Genomic DNA, 26,592 nt, shown 5'->3' on the forward strand with positions numbered 1-26,592 from the left:
TTTTACAAAAAGGATATAAGACAGATAATAGAAGAGATTAAGAAAATACAAGAGAAAGTATTTAAATTCTTAAACTTAAGTAAATTAATTTAAAGAGTTGGTATCAATTGAAAGTTAATTCCAGTGTTTTATTTAAATAAATCTTACAGGTGTAAAAAGATATTGTGTTTGGTATAATTATTTTAATGGTTATTCAAATTAACATGAAGATATAAAAATTTTAAAGGAGATTCAATTTATGGAAGACTTTGGACGAGTTATTTTTAAGATTGATGAAGTTTTAGAAGCAAAAAATATCAGCAAAAATAAATTAGAAAAAGAAGCAAATCTTCAAAGAACTCAACTTAACTCATACTGTAATAACAAAGTTAAGCGAATAGATTTAGCAACGTTAGCGAGGATTTGCTTTGTTTTAGATTGCAAGCTTGAAGATATTATGGAGTATGAGAGGTAGAAGCAGATGAGTACAAATTTAAATAAAGTTAATGATGATTTCATAAATGATTATTTTTTAGATGAAGAGCATATCGATGTAAGTAAAGAGGTTAACCTTGTTCTTTCTATTGCAAATTCACTTAGAGGAGCATATGAAGCAGAAAGATACAAGGATGTTATTATCCCAATGGTAATTATCAGAAGGTTTGAGTGTGCTCTTGAAGAAACTAAAGATAATGTAGTTGAACTTTATAAAAAAGATCCTAAGAAACCTGCAGTGTTCTATGAAAGAGAAGCAGGATATCCTTTTTACAATACAAGTGAGTTTACATTAAAAAACTTGTTAAATGATAGTGATAATATAGCTATCAATTTTGAAAGTTATATAAATGGATTTTCGCCGAATGTTAAGGAAATTCTCACTAACCTAGATATATACAATCAAATCAAAAAGTTAGATAAGTCCAATAGACTTTATACAATTTTAAAGAAATTCTCCGAAGTTGATTTAGACCCGAAAAGAATTGATAACCACTCAATGGGTTATATTTTTGAGGACATTATTCGTAGATATTCAGAAAACGTTGAAGCTGGTGACCACTATACACCCAGAGAAGTTATTCGTCTACTTGTAGATGTTTTATTAGCCGAAGGATGCGATGATTTACTTACTGGTGATGGTAAAGTTTGTACCGTCTTGGACGCTGCTTGTGGTAGTGGGGGAATGTTATCTACTACTTATGACATGTTGAAAAGAAGAAATTCTGGTGTAGATGTTCGATTGTTTGGTCAGGAAATCTTAGAGACGTCTCATGCTATCTGTGCAGCTGATATGCTTATCAAAGGTCAGGATATTAGAAATATTCGTGGTGGTGATCCTGAAGCTAACACTTTAATGACAGACTGCTTTGAAAATCAAAAAATGCGTTTGGTAATTATGAATCCTCCATTTGGAACAGCGTGGGGAGGAAAAGACACTCCCGAAGGGCAAGAGAAAGCAGTCAGGAAAGAATACTTAAAAGGCTTAAACGGAAGATTTGGAGCTGGATTACCTGCAACAACAGATGCACAGCTACTATTCATGCAACATGCTGTCAATAAACTTACTCCAGATGGAAGAGCCGCTATTATTTCAAATGGTTCACCTTTGTTTTCAGGTGGAACAACCAGTGGAGAAAGTCAAATTAGAAGATGGCTAATTGAAAATGACTATATTGAGGCTATTATTGGTTTGCCTGGACAGCTTTTCTATAACACAGATATAGCTATATATGCCTTTATCATATCTAAAAACAAAAGAAAAGATAGACAAGACAAGATTCAGCTTATTAATTCTGTAGATATGTATAGACCATTAAGAAAGTCCTTAGGTAAAAAGAGACGAGAGATAGATTTAGATAGTAGAAAGAAAATAGTTCATTTATATTCGGCTTTTGAAGAGAACGAATATTCTAAAATATTTCCTAAGGAAGAGTTTCTATATAAAGAGTATGTTGTTTATGAGCCACTTCAAAGGTCAGGCAACTTATCTCTAAAGAACATTGAAAAGCTTGAACAAAGTGATTTATTTACATCTAATTCTCATATTTTTAATCAGACAGAATTTGAAGAATTAGAGGAAATGAATCCTAGAAGTGCAAAAGATGAAAAGAAGTATCAAAAATATTTAAGTGGAAAGAAATATACTAAAGAGGTGATTAAAGCTTTGAAAGAAAATGCTTCAGATAGAGATTACGATGATCTATCTGAATTTCAAGGGATAGTTAAAGGAATTCTAAAAGGTATTGAAGGGCACTTAGATAGTAGGCTTAAAAATATTCTTTTGGAGCTAACAGAAATTGATAAAGGTGCAGTGGTGCAAAAAGATCGAAAAGGTAATGTTGAGATTGATACTACAACAAAAAACACTGAAATAATCAAATTATCTTACGATATAAATGACTATTTTGAAAAAGAAGTAATACCTCATGTTCCAGATGCTATTTATTTTTATGATTATGATGAAAAGAAAAACAATAGTAAAGAAAAATTAGGAGCTGAAATTCCATTTACTAGATACTTTTATGAATATGAAGAACCAGAAAAAGCAGATGATTTACTTGAAGCATTTATTTCTATTGAAAAAGAAACCAGAAACTTAATTGAAGAACTTTTGGGCAGAGGTAAATAACATGAAGAACAATTATATGCTAGGAAGACGATTAGATTGGTTCGATGATATACCTGAGCCATGGAAAGTGTTTCGACTAAAAGATGTCGTTAAAATAAATAATGGTAAAGACTATAAAGATATTGAAGTTGAAGAAGATGGATATCCTGTTATTGGAAGTGGCGGAGAATTCGCAAGAGCCTCTAACTTCATGTGTAATGAAGAATCAGTACTATTTGGAAGAAAAGGAACAGTAGATAGACCTCTTTTTTTAAAGGAGCCTTTTTGGACTGTTGATACAATGTTTTACTCTACAAAGAAAAAAAAAATTAACATGAAGTATCTTTATTATTGTTCATTGTGCTTTAATTATGATTATTATATGACCTCAACGGCTTTACCATCTATGACTCAGGGGGATTTAGGAAACATATTAATACCTTTTCCAGATAAAAGTGAGCAGAATAAAATTGTTGAGGAGCTAGATTCAGAAGTTGAAAAAATAGATACGTTAATTTTAAAGACTGAGAAACAAATAGAGATTCTTGAAAAATATAAAAAATCTTTAATTACTGAGATAGCTACAAAGGGACTTGACGAAAGGATACAGTACAAAAATACGCTAGTAAATTGGATTAAAAAAGTTCCAGTACATTGGGATGTAAAAAAATTAAAGTATATATTAAGCGATGATGAAGTAAACATGAGAGTAGGTCCATTTGGTTCAGCTTTATCAGGCAATGATTTTAAGGGTGAAGGAAGATGGGTTTACAATCAAAGAACAGTTTTAGATGATAATTTTAAGTCTAATGATACATTTATAAATGAAGATAAATGGAGGGAGTTAAAATCTTTTAAGGTTGAAGCTAAGGACATACTTTTAACCACTCGAGGAACAATTGGCAAAGTGGCCATTGTTCCAGAAGATTTTGAATTTGGAATAATTCATCCGTGTTTAATTAAGTTTAGAATTAATAATGAGATGATTAGCAATAAAATCTTAAAATATATTTTTAATGAGACTGATATAGTCAGAGATCAGTTAAATTATCTAAGTAATAGTACTACTATTGACGTTATTTATTCATACAACTTAAAAAATATATATTTGCCAGTAATACCTAAAGAAGAGCAACCTTTGATAGAAGTATATTTGGACAAGAATTATAAAGTTATTCGAAACTTAATTGAAGGAAAAAAGAACCAAATAGATAAATTGATCAAATATAAAAATAGCGCTATTTATGAATACGTCTCAGGTAAGAGAAGAGTAGGAGGGTTTAATAATGGCGATTAAAAGTGGACAACTTAGAGAAAAAAAAGATTTTCAAAAACTGATTCTTGAGTACCTTGAAAAAGAAAATAATTACATTATAAGACCTGCTCCAGAGTATCATCCTGGTTATGCTATGGATATCGGTATGTTATTTTCTTTCCTAGAAGATACGCAAAAAGAAGAACTAGATCAGTTAAGAAAAATCTATAAAGATAAGACAGAAGAAACAATAGTAAATTATCTTAATAATGAAATAAATAAGTCATACAGAGGTGTATTAGACGTTTTAAAACATGGAATCGAGTTTGATTCAGGTGTAAAGCTTCTCTTAATGTACAGAAAACCAGCGAATACATTCAACAAAGATGCTCTAGATAAATATAATAAAAATATTTTATCTGTTATGGAAGAAGTAAATCACAAACCAGATGAAAGAATTGATTTAGTTATTTTTGTGAATGGAATTGCTGTCATCACGTTTGAATTAAAGTGTAATACAACAGGGCAAAATTATGAAGATTCCATAAGACAATTTAAGTACGAAAGAGATCCTAAAACTAGGTTATTTAAGTTTAAGTCTGGCACGATAGTAAATTTTGCTATGGATTTACACGAAGTATATATGTGTACTCACTTAAAATGTGGTTCATCGTACTTCTTACCTTTCAATAAAGGTTCAGGTGAGGGGATTGAATCTGGCAAGGGAAATCCACATAACGAAGATGGATTAGATGTTTCTTATATGTGGGAGGATATTCTAAAAAAGGATACGGTACTATACCTTATAGATAAGATAATTTATTTAAAAAAAGAAAAGAAAGAAGATGAGTTGACTGGAAGAATAAAGATTAGTGAAACTATAATTTTTCCTAGATATCATCAGTTCAATGCAGTTAGAAAAATTGCTGTAGATATAGAAGAGAATGAAACTTCACGAAATTATCTAATAGAGCACTCGGCAGGTAGTGGTAAAACAAATACTATTGCCTGGTTGTCTCATCGCCTAGCTTCTCTTCATAATGATAAGAATGAAGCTATATTTGACACTATTTGCATTATTACCGATAGAATTGTGGTCGATAGGCAGTTACAAGACGCTGTGCTTAGTCTAGAGCATAAGGAAGGACTAATTAAAGTGATGGATGATAAATGTTCCTCCTCAGATTTAGCTGATGCACTAAATGGAAATACTAAAATCATTGTAACTACAATTCAAAAGTTTATGTACATTAAAGAATTAGTTGATAATTTAAGAGAAAAAAAATTTGCCCTTATTATTGATGAAGCCCACTCTTCAACATCAGGTAGTGCGATGGAGTCTGTTTCGTATAATTTATCTTCTTATCAATTAGTAGCTGAAGAACAAGAATTATATGAAGTTGAAAATGATGAAGAAACGACTATGCAGGATCAAATTGAGGGTGAAATTAGAAGAAGTGGTAAGCCTGATAATGTTTCAATGATAGCTTTTACTGCGACACCAAAATACACCACATTACAACTATTTGGGACATTGAATGAAGAAGGAAAGAAAACAGCTTTTGATTTGTATTCTATGAAACAAGCAATTGAAGAAGGGTTTATTCTTGACGTCTTAGATAATTATGTTACCTATAAAACGTATTTCCAAGTAAATAAAGTTGTTGATAATGATCCCGAATTAGATTCTATTGCGGCTAAAAGAAAGATTGTTAAATATATAGAACTTCATGATACAAACATCTCTCAAAAAGTAGAGATTATAGTCGAACACTTTAGATATAATGTCATGCATGAGTTAGACGGCAAAGCCAAAGCTATGGTTGTTACATCATCTAGACAATCAGCTGTAAAGTACAAAAATGCTTTTGTTGATTATATTAATGAGAACAATTATAAAGGGATTCAGGCACTTGTAGCATTTTCGGGAAAAGTAACACTGGATGGCAAAGAATACACTGAATCGGTCATGAACAATATGTCCGAGGATAAGGTAGTAAAAGCATTTGACAGTGATTTATATCAGGTATTATTAGTTGCAAATAAATATCAAACAGGATTTGATCAGCCTAAATTATGTGCTATGTATGTGGATAAAAGATTGAAGGGGGTCAATGCTGTTCAGACATTATCTCGTTTAAATAGAACATATCCTGGTTATAACAAGAAAACTTTTGTACTCGATTTTAGAAATGGATATGAGGACATTCAAAAGGCGTTTGCGCCATACTATACAGAAATAGTTTTGGGAGAAACCATTACTCCTTCAGCCATTAGAGAGCTCGAAAGGAGAATCTCAGAATATCGTTTTTTAGATTATTATGACATTGAAGAGTTTAATCAATTGTTATATAAAGAAAAAAGACATTCGAAAGATAAAGAGAAAATGTGGGCTCTATTGGATAAGAGTCTTCGTGTAATCAATCAAAATGAAGAATTAGTTAAATTAGAGATTAGGAGTGAAATTAGGAAGTTTATAAGATTCTATGGTTTCTTAATTCAAGCTACTAGATTCCAAGATATTGATTTACACAAAAAATATAATTTTCTTTCTTATTTAATAAAAGAAATTGAAGTCGGAAAAATCAGCAATGATTTTGACATAGCTGATAAGATAACAGCTACAAACTTCAAGCAAATACAAACTGGTGAGTATAGCAGTGAAATTGAATCAGAACCTGAAATTAATTCGCCTAAGCCAAATGAAGTTAGGTTTGAGGAAACTGTAAAAGAAAAATTATCTAAGATTGTTGATGACATTAACTTAGCATATAACAAAGAATTTGATTTTGGTGTGGTTACAAAATCTGCTCTTCAAGTGAGGGATATTCTTCTTAAAGATAGCAAACTCAAAGATAGTGCTAAAAGCAACTCTATAAATGATTTTAGATTTGCTTACTTTGATGCAGTCGAAGAAGCACTTGTAAAAGGATATGAACAGAATGCAGATTTCTTCTCAATTCTACTAAATGATGAGGAGAGAAATAAACAGCTAATGGGTGTCTTTGTAGAAGATATTTATAATAGCTTGAAGACAGTTGTGTAGGAGGAAAAATGAAAGATTTATCACGAAATATAGAATTAAATTGTCCAATATGCGCAAATGATCAGTTTGAGTATGATTCAGAATTGGAGTCGACAACTTATAAGTGCTCGGATTGTGGAAAAGAGTTCACTAAAGATGAGCTATTGGAAGCGAATGAGTATAAAATTAATGCAAATTTAGAAGATGTAAAGCAGGAAGCGTTAATGGAAATAGAAAAAGAATTGAAAAAAATATTTAAGAAATCTAAGTGAGTGTTCTTATGCCTGTACAATATGAAGAAATACTTAAAGTAATAACAACATACATTATTCCAATCTTATCATTCTTTTTTTCGGCAATTGCACTATTCCAAAGTAGAAAATCAAGAAAGGTTGAAGAAAAGTTAAAATCTTTAGAGCTCTATATCAAGGAGCATCAAGCTAAGAAAATTGAGGATAAACAAAATACTCCAAATAGACCAAATATTGAGGCTAAAGTATACAAAGTATCTAAAGAGTCTTATAAAGCTAAAATATGGAATTCTGGTAATGCTACTGCATACAATATTACAGCATCCATCCCAGAAAAATATAGTGTTCTCCTTATGAAAAACAAATTCCCATTTGAATACCTGAAGCCTAATCAGAGCTTTGAGGAACATGTAATTTATCACATGGGATCAAGTCCAAAATTTGAAATAGAGACAAATTGGGAAGATGCAAACGGCAAGAAGTACAGTAATACTGAACTCCGCAGTATATAAGGAGGATAATTATGAAAAGTCAATTGAAAAATGTAATAAGAGAATTTAAAAATGAAATTAGTAAGGATGATAATGAATTAGCCTTTTCTATTTTAGCAGTAAATCAATCTAGCCAAAGAAAATCTAAATATAAAGGTTACATGATACAAACAACATTATCTGACATAGAGCCAACAATATCAGAAACTCTAAATTTCATTGAAAAGAATGTAGATACCAAAAGTCTCGATGAATATGATTTGCATATATCATTTGATGATTCAATTCAGTATCTAGAAGAAGATAATATTTTCTACGGGCCAAAAATTTTGGGACTTATTTCAAATAAAGTAGAGGAAGAAAACAAGTTCAGTATTAAAGAGGACTATAGTAATATTTCATTTCTTGTCTTCAAATTATCTAATGGTATGAATAATCTATATATTTTTACAAAATATGTAAAGATAGGAAGAAATTTCAAGAATTCATACAAATTTACATTTAATGGAGAAAAACTTGTACCTTTTAAGAAGACTTTATTTGCAATACCAAGTGTACCAGATGCAATCTTACTAAGTGGGTCTGATAAAAGTAATCCTGCTATGGGGAAATACTATATTTTTAATCGAAATAATTTCAATACAATATTCGGCTACACAGATGCATTCAATGAGATTATTGAAAATAATAAAAATAAAATTAGGGACTATAATATAATTTCTTTTTCAGATGATTTTTTAGAAGAGTGTAAAAAAGATGGTAGATATAGGCCGAGAATTACTAAAATAATTTTAGGTAAAGGTTTTGAAGAATATGAGAAAGTAAAATCAAATTCAAAAAATGTTGTAAAAGATTTTAAGCTGAGTATTGATTTTACTGATGATGGACAAATAGAGTATAAATCAAAAAAAGATATACCAGAGATACTAAATTTATTGCAAAGGCACTGTGTTATTGATGCTCTTAGTTCCGAGAAAATGTTAGCGGCTGCCATCGACAAATATAGATTGGAGTAAGTATGAGAAAAGTATTAATGTTCGTGTCTTCATACATTCCTTTGTATCTACTATTAGCAGTCAGAAACATTCTTGATAAAATTACTATAAAAGATTCTTTTATAACTGGAAATGAAATTGTTGAGAAAATAAAAACATATAATCCACTTAATAGTTTAGATGAAATGATGGTTCTAATTCTATTAGCAGTTTCTATAATTTCATTTAAATTTTTGATAAAGATGACAAAAACAGAAACAAATAGAGTGTATTATAGTGTCTTAGAATATAATGACGAAAGTGCGAATTACTTTTTCAACTATATTTCATTATATTTATTATCTAGCTTTGGATTTGACATAGGAAACATAGTAGATGTATTTTCTTTTTTCTTTATTATGTTTTTGATAGGTTATGTATATGTTACAAGCAATCTGACATATATCAATCCGGTTTTATATTTGATGGGATATCGAGTATATGCAGTTATTCTTCAAAGTGATGAAAAATATAGTAAAGAGACTATTCAGACAAATATGGTCACAAATAAAGAAATAAACCTTAAGGAAAATGTTAAAATTCTAGCTTCGTCTGATGAAGATTTTGTAGTTTTTAGTAAACTTATTGATGAGAAGATATGAAACTATATCTTAATATGAGTTTTATATCTGATCATTGATACTAAAATGATACTATTCTTCAAAAAACAGAGAATAATTTGAGTAAAAACTGCCCTTTGTTCACAAAAGTGACCATTGAAAAGCCTTGTAAATAGCACTTTCAACTTTTCTATAAAGGAGTGGGAATAGTGAAAATTATATTGTTATTATGAATCATAAAATTAAAAATATCAAAGAATTAGTTCAATATTTAACATTATATAGTACGATATTTTTTTCGGATGATGGAACTGAAGTAGTTATGAAAGATAAGAAAAATAATAAGGAATATAAAGTTATTTCTAATATAAAGAATATAAATGGGGAAAAGGGTAATTATTTTACAATAAATGTTTATCAAGAAGATGGAGTTCATTGCTTTGAATATTTTGATAAGTTAATAACAGAGATTATGAGAAATTAAAAGGATATTAACGAGCAAAGCTTTTTATATTAGAAGATGGAGTATCGCAATATTATGCGGAGAAAGCATATTCTAGGTTGTTCTATATTGAAAACTTGCTTCGTTCATTTATTACTGAACCAATGATTCTTTTGGACCTAATAACTGGGTAAATAACATTGGAAAGCAGTTATTAGAAGATAATAGTAAAAATAAATTAAATAATAATTTTCTATATAATAGTGATTTCAATCAATTAACAACTTTTTTAACAAAAAAATATAGTGAAAAGACAGCAGATGATTTTTTAGATGAAATACGAGAAAAAGTAGAAGCTATTAAAAATAAAAAAGGGTTTTAATAATTTTAAAATACTATACGAATTGGAAAGCCTTATATAATTTGGAATCGCTTTGTAAAAAAAATACAGACACTAATATTGAAAGTGAAGAATTTAGAAAGAAAATGGAAATATTTTATTCTTTAAGATGTCAAATAACACACTCAAATTTATTCACTAAAGATGATTATGAAAAATTTGAATCATTGTCAGAAGAAATGACTAAAGTGATAACTGAAATGATTAATAAAATTAAAAAAATTAAAAATATTGATGCTGAAACCACAGCTCTATTAAATGAAGCACCTGATGAATTAGATAGTGAAAATCCAACCTATGATATTTTAATTGTTCGAGCAAAACCTGAAGGGTTTGAAAAAGTATTTTTGGGGGAAAATAAATGGTATTTCATAAGGATTTCAGATGAGAAAAAAGAGTAGATCAAGTATATTGCAGCTTATGAAGCTCAGAATAATAAGCGTATTAAATATTATGCAGAAGTTGATCATATAGTTAATTCTGATATAAAAAGTGTTATAAAATAGTGTGTTTTAAAGATAAAGCTAAGGCACTTTATAATGAAAGAATAATTGAATTAGGTTTGAATCAGTACTATGCACCACAATCTACTCGCTATATTAATAGTGAAAAATTATTTGATAAAAATATTAAAACTTTGGCTCAATTATTTAATTAAAACTATAAAAAATATATGTTTAAAAAAATTGTAAAATTAAATAAAATAAACACCATAAATAATTGTACTAAATTTAATTGCAAAAATTTTGAAAGTAAATCTAAGATTTACATACCTACTACACATGAGTTTAAAGGAATAGATGGTGATTCAAAAGATAAAAATATTTATCAGAAAATTACTGGAGATAACAAAATAGATGGTGAGATTCGTAAGTTTCCAATTTCTGTAAATGTTTTGAATAAAATTCTTTGCACTTCAAATCCAAAATCTTTGCTACTGATAGATTTTTTATTTTACTTTTTCTTTCTAATAAAAGTAGATTTCAGCAGAAGATATTTCAGCAGAATTTAAGTATGAGGATAAAAGCTTTAGGATAAAATTAGACTTAGATTCTAAAGCGTTAAACTTATTTCCGGTTTATGATTGGATATTTAATAAAGAAAATTATAAAGAATCTTACGAAGTTAAGATAAATATTGTTAGGCAAGTTATTATAAATAAACAAAACTTAAAAGATATAAGTGGATTAATTTAGGATAGTAGTTTTGCTTTTAAAAGAATTATATCTGATAAAACAGATGATTATTTTGAACAACTTAATCAACTACAGGTTGATTTTTTAATAGTAGCCAAAAATGAGAGTAGTGCAATAAGGACACTCAATCTTACTTTCTTTGCTTGGTTAGGATATTTAGGTATTGAACTATTTAAAATTATTGTAAATTATGATGGATCAGAGATTATTTCATACCTTCTATAATTTTATTTTTACTGCCTATGTTATAGAGATTAAATCATTAGGAAAAACTTATGATGTAATTAAAGAGATTTATAAAGATAAGATTTTGTTTGAAACAGAAGAAATAATTAAGTTTGAAAAAACTATTCAAAAACCTGAAATAGGAAGACTTCAAAAATTAGTTTTTACAATCCTTATTATAGTTTTGTTTATTAGACTTTTTCTTACTTTTCTTTGGCAATTTTTATATATTTAGAAGGATTAATAAATAGGGTAAAAAAAGCGATTGAAAATGGAAGTGGAATGGCAGAAAAAATCTAAAAATGTGCTTAAATATTCCGTTTTTAAAGAAAACGAACGAACCAAAATGCCGCAAAATGGACCTTTTGGACATATAGGATTTTTATAGGAGAAGAGTGGGAATAATTACGAGTAGCTTAAAGTAAATTTTTATTCTATAAAATAAATAAATCGACGAAACCGACGCAAAATCGATGTAAATTGTTTCGTCGGTTTTGAGTTATACTCATTTTAAGATAGCTAATAGGAGTAACTAATTCGTATAAAGAGAGTAGTGGTTTTCAATTTAAATAAAACGCTCGATTAACCTGAAATAGTTCGAGTATTTATATAGGAATTATTTATATCACAACAAAATAAATTTTAGCGTGAAGGAGACATATGAGGCACTCTAAATTTACAAAGGTCATAATGGTTTTAGCAAGTATTTTCATAATGACACTCTATCCATTTGGAACTGAAAGTCAGACGGCAACCGCAGCCGTAAGTAAGCCAGCAGAAAGAGAGCCTTATGGTGTTTTTCTCAGCATTGATAACAGCGACCTTTCAAAACTAGACAAATATGAGATTGTGGTCATTGACGCTCAATATTTCAGCAAGGAGGATATTGATAAACTTCATGCTGAAGGTCATACGGTGTATTCTTATCTAAATGTAGGTGCTGTTGAAAATTTCCGAGATTATTTTAGTAATTACAAATCTCTGTTTCTGGGAGAATATGAGAATTGGGAAGAAGAACAATGGGTTGATGTATCTGATGAAGAGTGGCAGGCGTTTATCGCAGTAAGGTTAGCTGGGGAACTATCTAGGAAGGGTGTGGACGGCTTTTTTGTAGACAACTGTGATGTATACTATAACTTTCCTAGTACGAAGATTTTTAACGGTATGACGAATATCCTTCGAGGTCTGATGAAATACGATAAAGCCGTTATTATCAATGGCGGCGACCGTTTTGTTGATGAATATTACAATAAATCTGGTTCGGTTAGTGATATTCTGACGGGTATCAATCAGGAAACTGTTTTTTCTGCTATTGATTTTGAGAGCGAAAAGCTTACAAAGCAGATTGATAAAGAGAGAGAACACTACCAGCGATATATCACAAAGTATAGCCAAGAAGGTGCTGATATTTACCTTCTTGAATACACCACTAACCAATCATTAGCACATACCATACAAACCTATTGCACTAAAAAGCAGTTTAAGTATTATATATCCGATTCCATAGAGTTGGATTGATTGCTTTTTATAGTATAAGTTTACTGACTGGATTTAATCCTTCTAATCTAAGCAATAAGGAACCACTTAAAATGTTTTTTTCGTACCCAATAAGCACTGATCGTGCAAGCAGATGATACTAAAAAGGGCATCTCTGCGACCGATGATTTTTTGATTTGATGCAACTCCTTGTTGACCGTATTACCCATGAAGTGTAAAGCGTGAGCGGTGTGCTGTAAAACTTTGCACCAAAGCCTATTGGAACGATTGAGTGGGAGTAAGTTAAAAAATGGATGAAGTCTGAAAAATCGAACAGTAAAATGGATGAATTGATTAGAGATAGCTAAATTAGACCGTAAAATTAAAATTACGGTCTTTTTATGTTAGAATATTCCTCTTAAAATCTCAAAATTTTTAGGGAAAGAGTTTTAAATTAATAAATTAGCTATCTTTTATCAACGATCCAAACTTAACATTTTACTCATAAGTAAAAAATCTTTTTAGCTATGCATTATTAGATAAAGTTTAGATCATTGTACAAAAGAAAATAGGCCATGTAAAAGGATCTTAATATAGCCTTTTTCCTTTGATAAAATTTATGTTTTTTGTCTTTTGTTTATCTTTGATTAATGTATGAATAGTTTTTTGATTTGGCATACGGATAATTTTCACTATAAAATATATGTATTTTGATATAGTGCCTAAATAGCAGAAAGGGCTGAATGAGTATACTTTACTTTAGTTTCAAGTTTTTCAAGAATAAAAGCAGCTTGTCTTCTTAAATGTTTGACTGATAAAAAAAGTCATAATCCAAGCATTAGGAAGAATATACTAAGAAACGAATAGTATTATTAAAGATGTTATTGTATGTATTTTTAATTAAATTCTCTAGGGGTAACCATAAGAATTATTTAATAAAGCAATTGCTCTTATAATGCCGAATATACCGCTTTTAATCATTGAAGATGATAGAGACCTCGTGGATATGCAGGAAATGCTTTTAGAAAATAAAGAGATAACTGTCTTAAAAGCTTATCGTTCTGATGAAATTCCTAACGATCTATCTGGAGTCGATTTAATCCTTTTAGATATCAATTTGCCCAGAAATAATGGATTTGAAATCTGTAGACAGCTAAGAGAAAGATGGTTAATGCCAATTTTGTTTTTATCAGCAAGATCTAATGAAGAACATAAAATAAAAGGCCTAATGTTAGGGGGAGAGGATTACATTACCAAGCCATTCTCTTTGGATGAGCTTTATGCTAGAATTTATACTAACTTAACTAGAGGTGATCGAAAAGGACAAGCATAATCAAATAATGTTTCGCTTCTTGTTGAATCTGGAATCTGTAAACTTAATGGTGATGAAATTGAGTTGACAAAATCTGAATACGAAATAGTAGTCTTACTCATCAACAATCCCAATCAAATTTTTAGCAAAGTAAGAATTTATGAAAGTTTAAGGGGGATTGACACCTATGGCAGTTCGCAGGTGGTTTCGGAGCATATCAGAAATGTTAGAAATATATTTTCAGAACATACAGAAAAAGATTTGATAAAAACACACTGGGGGCTGGGCTATTCATGGATTAGCTAAGAGAATTTTCTAAAAATTGGAAACTTCGATGGGCATTTAATTTATATTTGTCTGTTAGTCTAATTTTTTCGCTTCCGTGTGGATTGCTATTACAAGTTTTTTTAGAATGCTTTTAATGATCGAGCGAGTCTTCTCCACAGTATGATTTTTTCAGATTTATTGCGAGCATTGATTGATTTCACACCGATTGTGGTGATTATCCTATTCTTTTCTCTTTTTTTTTTAACTTATTTTATAAGCATAAAATAGAATTAATTTTTAAATTTATAGAAAATTACGAAGAGGCGAATATAGAAGACCAGAATGAACTGAGTAAGAAGGTCTTTGAATTGATACTGAAAAATATAGAATTAAAGAAAGACCATTTTAATTCTATTCAAAAGACCAACGAACTCTCTAAAAAATTGGATTCGATTTTACATGAGATAAAGAATCCACTAGCTGTGCTAAGTGGTGACATGGGAATGCTGAATACAATTTATGAACCGGATGATGAAAGAGTGAAGCGAATTTTATCTCGCATGACTAGAAGCGAAAAGAGGATTCAAGATTATGTTAATAATCTCCAAATAGGTCAGAACATGGCAGATAGGGAACTAGACATTCGAACAATCAAGAGTAAAGACTTATTGTATATGATAAAGAAGGAATTAGATTGCTGGGAGGATAATCTTTCTTTTAGGTGTAAATTAAAAGATTTATCTCAAACATCGATCTGGACCTAGAAAGATTCATAGAAGGTTTGCTTAATATTCTTAAAAATTCAAAAAGACATGCTAAAAATCAAATAACTCTTTCCCTTTATGAAAATGAAAGTTATTTAATAGTAGAAATAGAAGATGATGGCTTGGGATTTTCTCAATAAGCCCTCAATAATTATAATAAGCCCTACTTTAGTGAAAATCCCTTAGTAGGTAACATGGGACTGGGACTGTACATTACAGATGAAATAATGAAAAAAACAAGGGGTAAAGATGGTCTTGAGCAATAATGTAGGAGCCAATACAAATTATTTATAAAAAAGCTTAATCTTGGAAAATTATTGGAAATTGTTTTATATACTTCAACAATTAAAAGAAATAGGTTAAAAGAAAAGTGTTTCGGTTTTTATTTTTAAGCAAAAGAGGCTGAACTTTTTTGTCCTATTAATAGGTTCCATGACTATCTAAGAAAATTTAATTATAACTCGGCAAGTTTTAAAGAGGCTCTTTTAAAACTATTTAGAGTTTTAGATCAAGAAAACCATAAAAGGTATCTTATTAAACTGATGAGTTTCTCGCTCTTATATGTTAATGGTTAGGTATTTAAAAGATAGATCTTGTTATTTCCAGAAGAAATAATCGATAGTATTTTGAAGAGAATATCTGCAATTTTTGATTAGTCAAATGTTAGTCTAACTATTTTTGGTGGTGTATTTGAATCAATCTTAAATCCAGATACAAGATGTGAAGGTGGCATGAATTATACTTCGATCGAATACATCAACAAGGTTATTTATTCTTCATCTTTCAGATGAATGACGAGAAGATTTAAAAGAAGGGACTTTTCTAAAAACAGTTAATGCTAAGAAAAAAAGACTCGAAGAACTTCAATATAAAATGTTTATCTTAAGTTGTTAGATCATGCTGCGGGAACTGATGTGATACTTATGCATAAGGTTGCGATAATCGATGACGATGAAGAGTCTATTAATGCTTTTGAAAAAAAGTTTAATATGAAAACTATTAGTAGGTAAAACAGAGCCTAAAGGTTTCAATCTTTAAAGATTCTCTGACTGGGTTTCTTGTCATGATTAGACATAAGGCCAATGAATAGGATGATATAATGGTTTTTAAGGTGTTATCAAAAATAATTAAACATTGGTGTTTTGCTTAGAATCGATGTTTAGAAAGATGTACCTAAAGAACACCTCAGTGTTGGAAGATAGCATGGCAGAAGAGAGGAGAAAGTATAAATTTGAGATGAGGTCTTAAAATGAATATAATAAATATATCATTTAGGATCATTCTACTTCTTGTTCTAATTGCAAGGATGTCGGCTTTTATAGAAGGAGATGCAAGAACAGCTATACAATGAGTATTTTAACTTATTTATTTAGTCCTGATGAACTACCTATAATAGGAGCCTTGGTAATTATGCAATAACTTTTGTGAAAGAGTGTATAAAGACGATATAATGTTTAATGAGGTATATATAGCAAATGAATTAAAAAATTAGATTTTATGGGGATATGAGAGGATAAAAATTATGTTGATTAATAATAATGCAATACCAATAAGAAAAAGGATGAAAGAGTTGCTTTTTGATTATCTAGTTATTCTTCTGTATCTGGTGCTTTTATTTGGGATAGCTATGTCAATTTATATGTGTTTATTCAAAGGGATACCTCAAATGAATGAATTACAAGCTCAACTAATTGCAATCTTGACATCAGTCATTCCTATCATTTTGATCTTTTCTTATTTAGACTATTCAAAAGATGGAAGTCTAGGAAAAAGTAAGTCAGGTTTAATACTTGTTTATAAGAAAAAATCTATTGAAGCGAGCCTAATAAGAAACTGTATAAAATTTTTTCCTTGGCAGCTAGGACATATATCTACAATTCATGGCATATATACAAACTTTGATTCATTATCGATTGTGCTGTCTATTATCAGTATGACATTTGGGCTACTATTGTTGTTAATGGCTCTTCTCAGACAAGACAAAAGACACTTAGGTGATTTACTTGCCAATACTCAAGTTCAATTAAATGGTAAATAACCCTAGTTTACAAAACTAATAAAATTTAATAAACATCATACTAGACGTTAGAAAAATAAAATTCTACCGTCTTTCTTTAGGCAAAAAAAGGAAGGGCTTGATGGAATTTGATTACTTTTATAATTTAGATGGTGATCGATATAGCTTTTATATGCTACCAAAGATTGTATTCAGTGGGACATCTTTAAGAATCTGCCCTCTGACTAAAAATTTTTTAATCCAGTTTACTCGAATGAACGAGTTTATCTGCAAAAAATACAACTGGCGGGACGACAAGAAGAGAGTCTATATCATCTTTTCCATTGACCAAGTAATGGAAGTGCTAAACAAGTCCAATCAGACCTCAGTGAAGGTGCTAATTGAGTTAGAAAAGATTGGTTTAATCAAAAGAAAAGGGCTAGGTAAGTCTAATTCAATCTATGTGAAAGATTTTGTGACAATAGTAAATACCAATTGTTTTGTAAGATTGTACAATGTTTATTTAACAGAAAAAGAGATTCAAACATTAAGAGAAGAAATTCCCTATCACTTAGACAACTTTGCTGAAAGGTTATCAGCCTATATGAAAAGGACAGGTAGGGACTATAACGACCACAAATCAACTATCCTTTCTTCCTTCTATCAAGATTAAGACAATAAAAAAGAAAAATCACCAGTAAGAAAAACAGACTATGAGAAAGAAGTTCATCTGTAAAAAAGAGTTAGAATTAAAAGAACTAAGCTATACCTTTAACGAAAAGGCAAAATATATAAAGAACGGCATGGTTTATTGCAAAAAATGTGATGAGAGATTAGCTATAAATTCTATAGCGTTTTTTATTTAAAAATATTTGCTAGAAATTGTTAATGTAAAAGGGAAGAAGAGAAAGCCAATGGGAAAGGCTGAAGAAAGAAGAAATCAAGAGATTAAAGACAGCTTGTTTTAAGTTACTAGTCGAGTGGGAGTATACCTTTGATAGCTTTAGAGGAAGACCCACTCAACCATATATTGTAGTCAAGAAGTTTATCAAAAAGTTTAACCAGATGGAAAAAGGAAACATAGGCTTACTCTTTATGGGAGTGTGGGAAGTGGTAAATCAAATCTAGTAAGTGCCATTGCAAATCACCTAATCGAAGAAGAAAGGAGAAGAGTTTTAATCAAAAACTTTGCTGAAATTATCAAGGAAATTCAAAATGGTGGCTTTTAACTAGATAAGGCTGATTATATTGGGGAATTAGTCAAGGCTCCCCATTTAAACTTAATGATTTAGGTATTGAAAGAGATAGCTCTTATACCAAAGTATCATATAATAAATTAGAAGAGAAAGCATTCGTTATATTTGAATTTTTTTTGAAATCGAAATTAGAAATAAAGGCAATGGGGAAGGAATATTTTTATTTATGGAAAGAAATATAGTCAAGTCCATAATCTTGTGTAAAGTAGTATACAATGCTCTTTACTCTCTTATTGGTTAAACTTGATATACTTTCTTGAAGAATTGAGCTATTCGTCATGCGTGTCCATCAGGACAGCACCAATTAACCGATTGGCTGCCGCACGATTGGGGAAAATGCGACTAATCTTTTCTCTTCGGCTTACTTCTTCGTTCAATCGTTCAAGAAGATTCGTACTTTTTAATCGATTGTGGCCTTTACTAATTACTGTGTATTGAAAGGCATGTTCGAAACTATTATTTAAAGTCTCAGAGGCTTTTGTATAGTTCCTTTGATCGATATAGTCAGTAATTAGTCGATTTTTAAAGGGCACAAAAGGACTAATTTGTCTTAAATGAACCTTTAACACCTGGGTGATAAAACTCACAGAGAGTTGTAATAGATTATGATACTCTGAGACCCTTGATTTACATGTCTGTTCTAAGGGTGCGAGAGGTATATGATAATACTTTGATACTAAAAAATGTGGGCAATCATTGGAAATAAAGAGTATTATAAATCATAGAAGACTAGTTCAAAAAACCTTGATTTTTTTGAACTAGTCTTCTTTCTTGTTTTCGATTCTTCTTTTAATATCATCAATTTGACCCAAATTTATTGGATTTTACATTTGTTAAAATATAAATACTTTAGTAGTTTCTTCAATCCAAGTATCTATTGGAGTCCTTGCATCATATTACTTTTCTAGCGTCATGAAACATACTGGTAGTTTCTTTAATGTCAGCCTATTCACTTAGAAGGCCGATTATAAAGTTTACTTTTCAATTTTAGGGTTATTTTATTAGAACAATAATTTCCTTCAGGTCCTTTTCTCTTGCAAATCCAATTGGTGTATTATCATCAATTAAAAATAGAATAGGAAAAAACCACTTATTTTTTTTTAATAAGCGGGAACTTTCCCAGTACTGAAAGGGTTATTAGGAAGTAAATATTTGATAGGCTCTACTTTGTTTAATATAATGAAATGAAGATTCTTAGAATAATAAATACATATAAAGGGGAGAATATAATGCTAAAATTACACAATCAGCCTTTTGATGGATCATTTGGGGAAATAATAAAGGACTGGTTAAAACAATCAAACGGTGATTTTTATGTAATTTCTGCCTTTGCTAAAAACTCAGGTGTATTATTGCTTGGGAAAGAAGTTGAAAAGTTAAGACAAAATGGAGGAACAGCAACTTTCATTGTTGGAATTGACCTAGAAGGAACATCTGTAGAAGCTTTAAAGAACTTATTGAGAATTTCTGATAATCTTTATGTCGTTCATTCAGAAAATATCGTTACTTTTCACCCTAAAATATATTCCTTAATTGAAAATGACACGATAAAATTAGCTGTAGGGTCTAATAATCTTACAAAGGGTGGTTTATATAATAACTTTGAAAGCTCAATGATTACATATAAGTCTCTAGGGGAAGTTTCTATAGAGCAAGAGTTAAAAAAAACAATTAAAAATTTCACCAAAGATGAAAATGATTTTGTAATGTCTATTAAATCCGAAAATGATATTGAAGAGTTACATGGTATGGGTTATATCAAGCTTGAAAGAGAGCTTCAAATTGAAATTATCAATAAAAAAGCTAAGACACCAAGCGAGAAAAAAGAACCTGAAGAGAAAAAATTCGGGAAGATAAAAGTAATAAACTCAACTAACAATAAAAGACCAGAAACTAATGATGAGGATGCTGATCAAAAACTTAAGGTTGAATCGGGAAGTGAACTAGTAACAACCGCTCCTAAAACTGATAACACTTCAAAGGATGTAGATACTCAATCACCTATAATGATATCAGGTAGTGAGGAGCAAGTTATTAATGATGTTTTCTGGTTTGAGGCCAGAAAGCTGACGGGTGGTTCTAGAAACATATTAGATTTATCAAAGAGTGGAAATCTGCAAGAAGGATCTGCAGAAGAAACTACCTACTTTAAAAACCATGATGAAGTTCATGGTGGTGTTAAGTTTTTTGGTTTAGATCCGGAAAAACCTTCTGAAAAAGATATTACTTTAAATTTTAATGGGGAAAATTATGCTCCTGCAACTATAAAATATGCTGAAGGTAACTCTAACTGGAGAATACAGATTAAAGGTTATAATAAGAATAATATACCTATAACCAGCGTAATTGGTACCAACATGATTGACCAAATACTAATGTTTGAAGGTGTAAGTGATGAACAATATATACTGAACATTATACCTCATGACAAGCTAAACCTTCTTCAGGAAAATAGTGTTTTCTGGGCAACAAATGGAAGAAGTAGCACTGGCCGTAAGTTTGGATATATTATTAAAGAGTTAGAAGAATAGAACTATTTGTTATTAGAGTAGTAAGCAAGAAAATTGCTTGCTATTCTTTTTATTTCTTCATCGTTAGTTTGATATAATTTTGCTATTAATTCATCAATCTCTTTTTCACATTCCATTATTTTACTCGATTTATAAGCATAAACTTTACTATTAAATAAATCAGAAACCCTAGGATCATTTCTATATAACCAGCCAATTCTAACTTTTATATGTTCATATATACTAGTTTTATAACCTTTATAAGTGACAATTTTATCAAAGTCCTTAATCTCGGGTACAGGTATATCTTTTATAACTGATTGAGTCAAATCAATTCCAGGCATTTTTAATCTTACAATGTAATCAAAGATAACACTATTAAATATTGCTAAAATTATAATAGTTTTCTTTTCGTCATTAGCTTGTAAGAACTGTATAGATTGAGCTGTAGGCATAAAAGGTAATACTGTAGCAAGCATAGTTCTTTTGTTAGTGGTTGAGGTCAAACTTCTCCACATTATAGTGAATATATCAGAGTAATTTTTAGAAATCTTTTTCCAGAAATTTTGGTTAATATAATATCTGGATTCAGGAATTTGTTTGCTATTCGTCTGTAGGATAGAAGATGCTTTAGGCTTATATCTATCTTCATAACTCTTTCCTTTATAGGTTGAATACATTGAGTCATATCTTTCAATAAATTTACCTTCATAAATAGGTATTCCGTCTTCTGGTTTTGTTCCAATATGCTCGGAATGATTTGTTAAGTGAACTAGTCTTCCGAAATATACATTCGGAAAAACTTCATCAAAAGTTCTAAATTTCTTTGAAACTCTTAATAAAAATTCGAATTCTTTCATATTATCACAGTTTGGTATCATCCTATTTGTTGGGTTAATTTTTACAAGGTTATCTCCAGTGATATCGATTTCTTGAATATCTTTATAATCATCAGAATTTCTTATTCCGCTTCGAAGACTAAAGAATTTATTGTTAGTTTTTGAAGAAATTACAAAAGCAAACTCTTCTCGAGAGTCTATCGGAAATATTTTTTCTGAATTAATAAAAATATCTACACTTTCCAAGTGTTTCTCATCAACTAAATGCCTGAATAGTTTTCCATTAGCAGGTGTTTTAACCATTGATGATTTAACCAATAATCCTACGCTTCCACATTCATTTAGTATATTGTATGATAACTCGTAAAATAAACTATATGTATTTAATTCTCCATAAAGAGAATATTTAAGCCGCGGGTTAGATTTTAAATTCTTTTTAACACTATCATAATCTGACTTATATTCTTTATAATAAGCATAGTTTTTAGGGCTTATTTCTTTATATTCGTCTATTAAAATTTTTCTTTCATTTTTTCTAGCCACATTAGATATCTCAGGATTAAATATACTAAAAAAGTTTCTTTCTTCAAACCTTATTTTCTCCCAGGGAGGGTTGCCAAGTACAATATCAAAACCATTAATTTTAGATAACTTATCTATAATAGACATACTTTTATTATAAAATCTATTTTGACTTGCTAACTCCTCTAAATTAGAGCCTTCACACTCATTCAAAAGAGGATTACCTAAAATTAGATTTAACCTTGAGCAATCTAAGTTATATTTATTTGAGATATTAAATTCAGAAATTAATAGAGCTACTGGATCAACATCTGAACCATATAAGTTTTCTATGACCGTGCTGATAAATTGCTCATTAGAGCTAACATGGCTTTTAACAACTTCTAAATAAGACGTTAGGAATACACCAGAGCCTACGGATAAATCAGCTACCCTTAAAGTTGAAACCCAATCCAAAAATTCTTTACTTTTAGTATCAATGCCCGATGGCTTATTATTCTTTAAAAATGTTAAGAAGGTTTTTTCGGTAAGAAAGTAGGACAAATCTTCAGGTGTGTAATATGCCCCTAAATTATCTCTGTGTTGTTTATCTACTACATATACGTACTTTTCTCCATTCCAAACTATATCATCCGCTAATAATAGTTGATAAATATTGGATAGGTCTATCTTTTGAATCTTATCTTTTAAAAAGATATTCAGCTCTTCTTGATGCTCAGTAAAGAACTGGCTATTTAAAACCTCATCTTCGAACTTCCACTTCAAACCATTAGACTTTTTAAGAAGGTAAGCTAGGCTATTAATGATCTGATAATTTAATTGATTTTTCTTAATAACCAAGTCTCTCCATAGCATTCTTCCTTCTTGATTTATGTTATCAATAATTAGTTTTTCTATGTTTAAGACAATCTTGTCATGCCAGTTTTTATTCATGTTTAACCTCACAAATGACCTTATCTTTAACTTCTAGTACAGGAGAACCCATAAATATTTCATTATGTATTACATTAAAACTATTTCTTATCCAATTTTTTATAAAATCTTCATCTTGTTCAAAATACATAGTTAGATATTCTACAAGCTCTTCTATATGTGTTTTTGACACTTCTAACCCTTTAGATACAGAATATTTAAAGTGACTTAGAATCAAATTATGGAGAATTAAGTTCTTGTACTTACTAAGTATAAGCTCAAATTTATCTAAATCTTTTTTTATGTAAGAACTTACTGAAAAAGGATTTGTTTCTAATTGCATGGAAATAAACTCTAAAGGGCCATCAACACCAATTTCGTGTTTATTTAATCGGACTTTTTTTATAGCTCCTACTAAGTCAGTACATTTATCCCATTTTTTATCAACTTCTTCAAGGTTAATTATTTTATTTTTTTTTAATGTATAAGCTGGAAATCCAATTTCATCATACATATGGCCAATATTTTCTTTTGAAATCTCTGCTGCTGAATTTATATATTCATCAATAGATTGTTCGGCATTTAACCTCCGTAACTCAGCATCTATCTCAATATTTACTATATATTTTGCAGCCTCATTTAAATTTTTAGGAAGAACACTTAATAAACTGTCATTGTATTCAAAATTATTAGGTCTATTACTTAAAACAATTTTCTTTGATTCAATACAAATCTTTGAAAGTGTGGTCAAATATTCAGAGTTAACAATGTCTTCTGTTATAGGTAAACCTCCAATATATCCAGCCGCAATGGTTAATTTTGGTGAGAGAGCTCTCATAAAATAAGATGCAAGTAAACTATTTAAGTATGCCAGCATAGCAAAATGATTACCCTTTATCATGCGAATACCTGGACCAGAAGCAATAAATATTTGGCTTTCGAGTAATAGTCTGACATTTAGTCCGCTTGTGCCAGTATCGCTAAAAACAAGCTCTGTATTATCGAAATGCTTAACATTTCTTAGTGCATGTCCTTTTTGATTTTTTATGTACTCTGCATCTTCACCCCATTTAACAACATATCTATTTAAACCCTGCCACTTTGAGTATCCGCCACCTTTACTAACTAAAATCCATTCAGAGTCGTTAAAATGCTCCCAGAAATACCCTACAAGCTCTTTGTTATTACCTGTAGAAGTTCCTTGCATAGGCACTGCAAAGTCTGAAACTTTTAAGCCTGAGTAATAGAAGTCTTTAAATGTTCCAAAATTTAAAAAATCAAATCTATATTTCTCATTTGATAGGATGATATCTTGTTTAATTTTAATATTAGATATGTTTGAGTTATTTAAGGCATGTGCCTTTCTTGATATATTTAGTTTCTTTAAATTTTTGAAAGAAATATAGTTATTATTACTATTTCTAAAGTTATGGAATTTTAAAAGAGCAACATTAGATTTCTCGCCAGACAAATCAAAAAAAGCTCCTGATCCAAGATCAACTATATCTTCAACATAGTGTTCATTTAAGAATTTTTTTCTAAATTCAGCAAATGTCTTTAAAAACATCCATGCGTTTTGAACCACCATTAATGAAACACCGTTTTTGGTTAAAAAATCAGAGGCTTTTTCAATGAAGGCCACACACACATCGCTATTTGAAAGTGGAAAGTTTTCATTTAAAAACTTACTTAAGCTTTCATTCATTCCTTTTTTAGTAGCGAAGGGTGGGTTAGTAATGACTACATCAAAAGAATTATATAAACCTCTTATTTTAATAGTTTCATCAGATATAGTATTATATAGATTTATTTCATTAGATAGGCTTCCAGTTATAGATCCATTAGTAGTATAGTATATATTGGGTTTTATTGATTGCCATAAATCATGGTCTAAAGTATTAACATGTTTAGATAATTCCTTTATACAAGCAATACGAAGATTTAATGTTGCAATAAAAGCTAGATCTTTATCTATATCTATGCCTACAACATTTTCAAGATGTTTATTTATAGAATCAATATCTTTGCAGGAATCGTCTAGATTGAATCTGTTTTCCAAAACAGAAACAAGCATATTACCACCACCGCAACAAGGGTCGATGATACTAGATTTAAGATTCTCTATATCAATATGGTTCACTAAATAATCAATCATATATTGCTCTGTAAAAAACTGAGTTTTAGATAAAGATGTATCATCTGAAAAATATTCATTTAAATATTGGTAACTCCAAGAAAGGAGATTAATAGGACGATCAATAAGAGATTTTGTTAAACTAGTTTCTATATATTCAAATGTTTTTGCAAAGCATTCTGTATCTATTGAATTTATTCTTATCATTTTTTCTAAACATGTTTCGCAAATTTTCTTTAATTCATCTTCCTCAAACATAATGATGTTTTTTAAAAGTAAACAGTTTAGGGATGTAAGAAAATAAGTACGAAGCTCTGAATCACTGCAAGAATTTTCAGTTAATTTTGAGAATGTATTTATAATCGATTTCAATTTCCTTCTATTTTTTATATCACTTGAGATATTTTTTTTATTTTGCTTGGAAGGGTTTATTGCACTTTCTGGGATTAACCAAACACCGCTTTTCTTAGCTGCCCCTTCTATTCTTCCTTCAGATGCTAAAAACTGTATGCGTCTTTCTGATAGTCCCCATTTTTTAGAAATCTCACTAATTGTATTGAATTTCATTTCCACACCTCATGTTCGTCAAAACGAATAGATTATTGATAATTCCTCATCATTTTAACATATAGAATATGTTAAACAAACACAAAATAATCATTTTTTTAGAGGTGGTTAAATTATATTTTTTTACATAATAAAATACAAAACATCTTGTATAAATATAGTGCTGAAAATTCATTGCATAATAAGGATAATTGAACACCACATATTACATTGGCAAACCGAATAGATGAAGATAAATTTTCAAATGCATATAGCGTCGCTTAAATGAGTTATCGAGTATTATTGGATGTATTGTTGGTTTAGAAGTTATAATAGTAATAGGTGGTGATGCTGAGGTAGTATATAAAAAAGATTTAGCAGATACAAATGAAGTGAATTATGAAAATAATAATTAAAAAGGCTAAAGGATATGAGGTGACCCCCAAAAGTTAGAGTTAAAAACTAACTTTTTGGGGGTCATTTTATGTCTAAAAAATATGCTTATGAATTGAAAATAAAAGTTGTTGAAGAGTATATTGAAGGAAAATTAGGTTACAAAGCTTTAACAAAAAAATATGGGATTTCATCTCCTTCT

General features: G+C 29.7%; 19 protein-coding genes and 1 pseudogene. 17 read left to right on the forward strand and 3 right to left on the reverse strand.

Annotated elements, in window-relative coordinates:
* Positions 1-238: 238 nt before the first annotated feature.
* From HF969_RS04940 to HF969_RS05010, 16 genes are all read left to right on the forward strand, one after another.
* Entirely contained in the window at positions 239-454 is a 216-nt protein-coding gene (locus tag HF969_RS04940; protein WP_090289436.1) for a helix-turn-helix domain-containing protein, read from the forward strand.
* 6 nt (positions 455-460) lie between these two features.
* Entirely contained in the window at positions 461-2,605 is a 2,145-nt protein-coding gene (locus tag HF969_RS04945) for a type I restriction-modification system subunit M (protein WP_090289435.1), read from the forward strand.
* A gap of 1 nt (position 2,606) precedes the next feature.
* A complete protein-coding gene (locus HF969_RS04950; RefSeq protein ID WP_090289434.1) occupies positions 2,607-3,881 on the forward strand; it encodes a restriction endonuclease subunit S in 1,275 nt (424 codons plus the stop codon).
* Positions 3,871-6,885, forward strand: a complete 3,015-nt coding sequence (locus HF969_RS04955) for a type I restriction endonuclease subunit R (protein ID WP_090289433.1) — start codon at positions 3,871-3,873, stop codon at positions 6,883-6,885. Before HF969_RS04950 ends, HF969_RS04955 begins: the two co-directional genes overlap by 11 nt.
* A gap of 8 nt (positions 6,886-6,893) precedes the next feature.
* On the forward strand, positions 6,894-7,136 hold the full coding sequence (locus HF969_RS04960; protein ID WP_090289432.1) for an ECs_2282 family putative zinc-binding protein: 243 nt from the start codon (positions 6,894-6,896) through the stop codon (positions 7,134-7,136).
* 8 nt (positions 7,137-7,144) lie between these two features.
* Positions 7,145-7,627 (forward strand): hypothetical protein, encoded by a 483-nt coding sequence (locus HF969_RS04965; RefSeq protein ID WP_143406547.1) that lies wholly within the window; start codon positions 7,145-7,147, stop codon positions 7,625-7,627.
* Positions 7,628-7,638: 11 nt separating this feature from the next.
* On the forward strand, positions 7,639-8,622 hold the full coding sequence (locus HF969_RS04970; RefSeq protein ID WP_090289430.1) for a Kiwa anti-phage protein KwaB-like domain-containing protein: 984 nt from the start codon (positions 7,639-7,641) through the stop codon (positions 8,620-8,622).
* Positions 8,623-8,624: 2 nt separating this feature from the next.
* A complete protein-coding gene (locus HF969_RS04975; protein WP_090289429.1) occupies positions 8,625-9,242 on the forward strand; it encodes a hypothetical protein in 618 nt (205 codons plus the stop codon).
* A gap of 280 nt (positions 9,243-9,522) precedes the next feature.
* Entirely contained in the window at positions 9,523-9,684 is a 162-nt protein-coding gene (locus tag HF969_RS09745) for a hypothetical protein (RefSeq protein WP_210727884.1), read from the forward strand.
* Between the two features lie 444 nt (positions 9,685-10,128).
* Positions 10,129-10,443: a hypothetical protein gene (locus tag HF969_RS04980; protein ID WP_143406546.1), complete on the forward strand. Its 315-nt coding sequence runs from the start codon at positions 10,129-10,131 to the stop codon at positions 10,441-10,443.
* A gap of 1,680 nt (positions 10,444-12,123) precedes the next feature.
* The gene (locus HF969_RS04985; protein ID WP_090289424.1) at positions 12,124-12,981 is read left to right on the forward strand and encodes a glycoside hydrolase family 191 protein; all 858 of its coding nucleotides are present in this window, start codon (positions 12,124-12,126) and stop codon (positions 12,979-12,981) included.
* A gap of 913 nt (positions 12,982-13,894) precedes the next feature.
* Positions 13,895-14,272 carry a response regulator transcription factor gene (locus tag HF969_RS04990; protein WP_090289423.1) on the forward strand — a complete coding sequence of 126 codons (378 nt, stop codon included), beginning with the start codon at positions 13,895-13,897 and terminating at the stop codon, positions 14,270-14,272.
* A gap of 57 nt (positions 14,273-14,329) precedes the next feature.
* Positions 14,330-14,557 carry a winged helix-turn-helix domain-containing protein gene (locus HF969_RS10180; protein ID WP_425591395.1) on the forward strand — a complete coding sequence of 76 codons (228 nt, stop codon included), beginning with the start codon at positions 14,330-14,332 and terminating at the stop codon, positions 14,555-14,557.
* Between the two features lie 329 nt (positions 14,558-14,886).
* Positions 14,887-15,282, forward strand: a complete 396-nt coding sequence (locus HF969_RS05000; RefSeq protein ID WP_168427162.1) for a histidine kinase dimerization/phospho-acceptor domain-containing protein — start codon at positions 14,887-14,889, stop codon at positions 15,280-15,282.
* 1,522 nt (positions 15,283-16,804) lie between these two features.
* A complete protein-coding gene (locus HF969_RS05005; protein WP_090289420.1) occupies positions 16,805-17,320 on the forward strand; it encodes an RDD family protein in 516 nt (171 codons plus the stop codon).
* A 100-nt stretch (positions 17,321-17,420) separates the two neighbouring features.
* On the forward strand, positions 17,421-17,951 hold the full coding sequence (locus HF969_RS05010) for a replication initiator protein A (RefSeq protein WP_090289419.1): 531 nt from the start codon (positions 17,421-17,423) through the stop codon (positions 17,949-17,951).
* A gap of 852 nt (positions 17,952-18,803) precedes the next feature.
* Here HF969_RS05010 and HF969_RS05015 read toward each other — a convergent pair.
* Positions 18,804-19,058 (reverse strand): annotated as a pseudogene (locus HF969_RS05015) (transposase); the annotation flags it as partial.
* 705 nt (positions 19,059-19,763) lie between these two features.
* Between HF969_RS05015 and HF969_RS05020 the strand changes: the two are divergent.
* Positions 19,764-21,065: a phospholipase D family protein gene (locus HF969_RS05020; protein ID WP_090289418.1), complete on the forward strand. Its 1,302-nt coding sequence runs from the start codon at positions 19,764-19,766 to the stop codon at positions 21,063-21,065.
* Positions 21,066-21,067: 2 nt separating this feature from the next.
* Here the strand turns inward: HF969_RS05020 and HF969_RS05025 are convergent, their stop codons facing one another.
* On the reverse strand, positions 21,068-23,338 hold the full coding sequence (locus tag HF969_RS05025; RefSeq protein ID WP_090289417.1) for an Eco57I restriction-modification methylase domain-containing protein: 2,271 nt from the start codon (positions 23,336-23,338) through the stop codon (positions 21,068-21,070).
* Positions 23,331-26,018: an Eco57I restriction-modification methylase domain-containing protein gene (locus HF969_RS05030; RefSeq protein ID WP_090289416.1), complete on the reverse strand. Its 2,688-nt coding sequence runs from the start codon at positions 26,016-26,018 to the stop codon at positions 23,331-23,333. Before HF969_RS05030 ends, HF969_RS05025 begins: the two co-directional genes overlap by 8 nt.
* Between the last annotated feature and the right edge of the window lie 574 nt (positions 26,019-26,592).

It is taken from the genome of Facklamia miroungae, assembly GCF_012396555.1.
In the GTDB taxonomy this organism is placed as follows: Bacteria; Bacillota; Bacilli; order Lactobacillales; family Aerococcaceae; genus Facklamia; species Facklamia miroungae.